The sequence below is a fragment of the Dietzia aerolata genome (assembly GCF_014144865.1).
GTDB lineage: Bacteria > Actinomycetota > Actinomycetes > Mycobacteriales > Mycobacteriaceae > Dietzia > Dietzia aerolata.
In genome coordinates this window covers 1-4,394 of the sequence record NZ_JAALDM010000162.1, presented here as the reverse complement: position 1 = coordinate 4,394, position 4,394 = coordinate 1, and the positions used below count along the sequence as shown (strand labels likewise).

Here is a 4,394-nt window from a genome sequence, read left to right as displayed (position 1 = left end):
AGGTCTTCTCGTCCTCGGGGCACTGGTAGTTGATCACGTGGGTCACGTCGTCCACGTCGATGCCGCGGGCCGCGACATCGGTCGCCACCAGGACGTCCACGTCGCCGGAGCGGAAGGCCTTGAGCGACTTCTCGCGGGCACCCTGGCCGAGGTCACCGTGGATCGCCCCCACCTTGAAACCCCGGTCAGCGAGCTCGTCCGCCAGTTTCTGGGCGGTGCGCTTGGTGCGGGTGAAGATCATGGTGGCGCCGCGCCCGTCGGCCTGCAGGATGCGGGCCACCACCTCGGGCTTGTCCATCGAGTGGGCGCGGTACACGTGCTGGGTGGTGTTCTCGTGCGTGGCACCGGAGTCCGCGGCCTCGGCCCTGATGTGGGTGGGCTTGGACAGGAACGTGCGGGCCAGTGTGATGATCGGGCCCGGCATGGTGGCGGAGAACAGCATCGTCTGCCGCTGCTCGGGCACCATCCGCAGGATCTTCTCGATGTCCGGCAGGAAGCCCAGGTCGAGCATCTCGTCGGCCTCGTCCAGCACCAGGACCTCGACCTTGCCGAGGACGAGCTTGGACTGGTTGGCCAGGTCGAGCAGACGACCCGGGGTGCCCACCACCACGTCGACACCCTTCTCCAGGGCGTCGATCTGCTGCTCGTACGGGGTGCCGCCGTAGATCGAGAGCACCTTGAGCGGGCGGGTGCCCTTGTCGGTGGGCGCGGTCAGGCCGGTGGCCGCGATCTTGAGGTCCTGGGTGACCTGCACGCACAGCTCGCGCGTCGGGACGATCACCAGCGCGCGGGGCGTCCCGTCGAGCTCGCGGGTGACCTCGCCGGTCGAGATGCGGTTGAGCAGTGGGACGCCGAAACCGTAGGTCTTGCCCATGCCGGTGCGGGCCTGACCGATGAGGTCGGAACCACCCAGCGCCAGTGGGAGGGTCAGTTCCTGGATGGCGAAGGTGTGGGTGATCCCGCGTTCGCCGAGCGCGGTGACGATCTCCTCGCGGACGCCGAGCTCGGCGAAGCTGGGGGAGGAGTCGCTGGACGGGGCGTCGACGACGGCGGTTGTTGTGGCCATGCCGTCGACTTCGGTGGTGGTGACATCTGTGGTGGACAGGGCGGTGCCTTTCTCGTCTCGCGCGCATAAGTGAGTCGGGCCGGCATCAGTCGGCCTCGCGAGCGGGGCGCGCACATTTCCACGAGGATCTCTCCGGCCTCGTGCGCAGGTGCGGCCCGGACACGGATGTGATCCACGTCCTCGCATCCTATCCCGAGCCGCCGCCTACCCCGCGGATCGGGCTAGCCTTGTGCGCGAGAAACACCGAGGACGGCGTGACATGCGCCGACGACGAGAAGGGCAGGCACCGTGGAGGTCAAGATCGGCATCGCCGACAGCAATCGTGAGCTCTCGTTCAAGACGGGGATGAGCCCCGAGGACGTGCAGAGCCGCGTCGAGGCGGCCCTCACCGCCGAGACCAAGGCCATCCTTGAGCTCGAGGACGAGAAGGGCCGTCGCTACCTGGTGTCCACCGACCGGGTGGCGTACGTCGAGATCGGTGAGTCCGCCAAGCGTCCCGTGGGCTTCCTGTCCTGACCGCGACAGGGTAGCGCTGACAGGTCGCGGCGCCGGCCCTGCCGGAGCTCGGGCGTCAGAGCTCGGGCGTCAGCCCCGGCGCTCAGGCGTCGGGGCGCTCGCTGTGCTGGCGCGGGATCTTCGACAGCCCGCCCCAGCACAGGGCGACGGTCATGGCGACCGCGTCCTCGCGGGGGATGGGGCGGCCGGCGTCGAGCCAGTGCCCGGCACTGACGCGACTCGCGCCGACCAGGCCCACGGCCAGCAGCCGGGAGCGTTCCGCGTCGAGACCGGAGTCACCGCGCACCAGGTCGTGGACGGCGTCGGTGCAGCCCTGTGTCGCGCGGTCCAATTCGCGGCGGACGTTCTCGTCGCCCGGTTCGGAGGCGAACACGAGGCGAAAGCCGCGGGTGTCGTTGTCGGCGTAGGCGAAGAACGTGTCGACCGCGGCCTCGACGCGGCGCCGGTTGTCGGAGGTCGAGGTGAGCGCAGCCCGGATCTGTTCGAGCAGCTCGTCGATGTGGTGTCGCAGAACCTGCAGGTACAAGTCCTGTTTGGAGACGAAATGCTGGTAGAGAACCGGTTTGGACACCCCGGCGAGGACCGCGATGTCGTCCATCCCGGCGGCGTGGAAGCCCTGGTCGACGAACACCGTCCCGGCGGTCTCGATGAGCTGTTGTCGGCGGGCGCTGCGGGGAAGCCGTGCCGCCCCGGCGCGCGCCGCTCCCGGGGGAAGCGGTCCGTCCGGGCTGGTCATCTGGTGGCTCCTCATCCGCCCGGGCGGGGGTCGATGGTCGGCCGGGCGAGAGGTGACAATACCCGTACCGTCCGAGTGCCGGATGAGTCGGTGCTCGGGCGTGTGGGATCGTGGAGGCCTTGATTCGGATGGACGTGGAGGTGTGCGGATGAGCGACGGGCGTCGCCCGGGTACGGGCGCGGGGGTCACTGATCCCGGGTCTCGCGGCGTCGAGCGCGCGCCGTATTACCCGCCCCAGGGGGAGCCGCTGCGGGCGCCCTGGGATCCGGAGGAGCCGACCCCGGGTCGTCGTCGTTCGATTCCGGGCGCGCGGGACCACCTGCGCCGCCAGTCGGCATTGGGACGGTTCCTCAACACCTGGGGGTGGCGTGCCTACGCGATCCCGGTGCTGATCGTGGTCACCGCGCTGGTGATTGCCGACGCCGTGATGTCGGCGCGGCCCGGCAGCGACACCCCGCCCGCGACGGAGGAGAGCACGGAGATCGTCGGCGAGCCGCGGGCGATCGAGATCCCGCCGAGTGGCCAGCTGCCCGACGGCGGCCAGTTCGTCGACGCCGGCACCGGTGCGTTCCGGATCGTCCCGGGCGAGACGGAGACGATCGGCCGGGACACGGCCGAGCTGTTCAGCTACACGGTCGAGGTCGAGGACGGCGTCGACACGGTGGAGTTCGGCGGCGACGATTCGGTGGCGCGCATGGTCGACGCGACCCTGGCCAATCCCAAGAGCTGGACGGCCGACGGGGCGGTGGCATTCCGCCGGGTGTCCCAGTCGGAGCCGTCGTTCCGGGTGACGCTCGCCAGCCCTATGACGGTCCGCCAGAGCTGCGGATACGACATCGAACTGGAGTCGAGCTGCTACCTGCCCTCGACAGGGCGCGTGTACCTCAACCTGGCCCGATGGGTCCGCGGTGCGCGTTCGTTCCAGGGCGACATCGGCTCCTATCGCCAGTACGTGGTCAACCACGAGGTCGGTCACGCGATCGGCCATCCGGCGCACGAGCCGTGCCCGGCGGACGGTGCGCTGGCACCGATCATGATGCAGCAGACGTTCAGCGTGAACAACGGGGACATCTTCCGGCTCGATCCCGAGGGCGTGGTTCCGGACAACGATTTCACCTGCCGCTTCAACGCCTGGCCGTTCCCGGACGGTCCGCCGGCCGAGGACGCGGTCACGGACGGGCCCGCCTCCGGGGGCTGACCGCGGTCGCAGGGGCAGCGGCGGGATTGGACAGAAGTAGAGGTGACGCGATGAAGGCCACGGGTGGGGACGCGGGAGCTACCGCGAAGGGGTTGCCGCCGTTGGTGGAGCCGGTCGCCGAGCTCAGCCCCGACGAGCGTGCCCTGTACTCGCGTCACCTGTTGCTCGGCGCGATCGGCGACGAGGGACAGCGCCGCCTGCGCGCCGCGTCGGTGTTCGTGGTGGGTGCGGGCGGCCTGGGCGCGCCGGTGTTGTTGTACCTCGCCGCGGCGGGCGTCGGAAAAATCACAATCGTCGACGACGACGACGTGGACCTCGGCAACCTCCATCGGCAGGTGATCCACTCCGTCTCGAGCGTCGGGATGGCGAAGGTCGAATCGGCCCGTGAGCGGCTCGCGGGGTTGGCCCCGGGGGTCCACGTCGACACGGTGAAGGCCAGGCTCGACGCGCTCAACATCATGGACCTGCTCGACGGGCACGATCTGGTGATCGACGGCAGCGACAACTTCGCGACCCGCTACCTCGTCTCCGACGCGTGCGAGATCGCCGGCATCCCGCTCATCTGGGGGACCATCGACCGCTTCCGGGCGCAGCTCGCGGTGTTCTGGTCGCGGCCTCCGGCACCGGCCGAGGCCGTGTCGCTGCGTGACCTGTACCCGTCGCCGCCGCCGCCCGGCACCGTGCCCAGCTGCGCGGAGGCCGGCGTGATCGGCGCGTTGCCCGGGACCGTCGGGTCGATGATGGCGATGGAGGCCGTCAAACTCATCACCGGCGCCGGCCGGCCGTTGCTGGGACGCCTGGTGCTGATGGATCTGCTCGAGTCCACCAACCGCACGGTCACTATCCGACCCGACCCCTCGCGGGAGCCGGTGACCGAG

General features: G+C 70.0%; 5 protein-coding genes. 3 read left to right on the top strand and 2 right to left on the bottom strand.

Going from position 1 to position 4,394, the window contains the following annotated elements:
• On the bottom strand, window positions 1-1,066 hold a 1,066-nt coding region (locus G6016_RS10410), incomplete at its 3' end, for a DEAD/DEAH box helicase (RefSeq protein ID WP_182632589.1).
• A gap of 288 nt (window positions 1,067-1,354) precedes the next feature.
• Here G6016_RS10410 and G6016_RS10405 point away from each other — a divergent pair.
• Complete coding sequence (locus tag G6016_RS10405) at window positions 1,355-1,582, top strand: DUF3107 family protein (protein ID WP_182632588.1); 228 nt, start codon at window positions 1,355-1,357, stop codon at window positions 1,580-1,582.
• An 82-nt stretch (window positions 1,583-1,664) separates the two neighbouring features.
• Here the strand turns inward: G6016_RS10405 and G6016_RS10400 are convergent, their stop codons facing one another.
• On the bottom strand, window positions 1,665-2,318 hold the full coding sequence (locus G6016_RS10400) for a TetR/AcrR family transcriptional regulator (RefSeq protein WP_182632587.1): 654 nt from the start codon (window positions 2,316-2,318) through the stop codon (window positions 1,665-1,667).
• 148 nt (window positions 2,319-2,466) lie between these two features.
• On the opposite strand from G6016_RS10400, the gene G6016_RS10395 reads away from it, so the two are divergent.
• Window positions 2,467-3,516 carry a DUF3152 domain-containing protein gene (locus G6016_RS10395; protein WP_182632586.1) on the top strand — a complete coding sequence of 350 codons (1,050 nt, stop codon included), beginning with the start codon at window positions 2,467-2,469 and terminating at the stop codon, window positions 3,514-3,516.
• Window positions 3,517-3,566: 50 nt separating this feature from the next.
• Window positions 3,567-4,394: HesA/MoeB/ThiF family protein (locus G6016_RS10390; RefSeq protein ID WP_182632585.1), on the top strand; the 828-nt coding region annotated here is incomplete at its 3' end.

Bases quoted from the DNA above. Each gene is read 5' to 3' on its own strand.
- G6016_RS10395 (WP_182632586.1), top strand. From the start codon at position 2,467: ATGAGCGACGGGCGTCGCCCGGGTACGGGCGCGGGGGTCACTGATCCC.
- G6016_RS10400 (WP_182632587.1), bottom strand. From the start codon at position 2,318: ATGACCAGCCCGGACGGACCGCTTCCCCCGGGAGCGGCGCGCGCCGGG.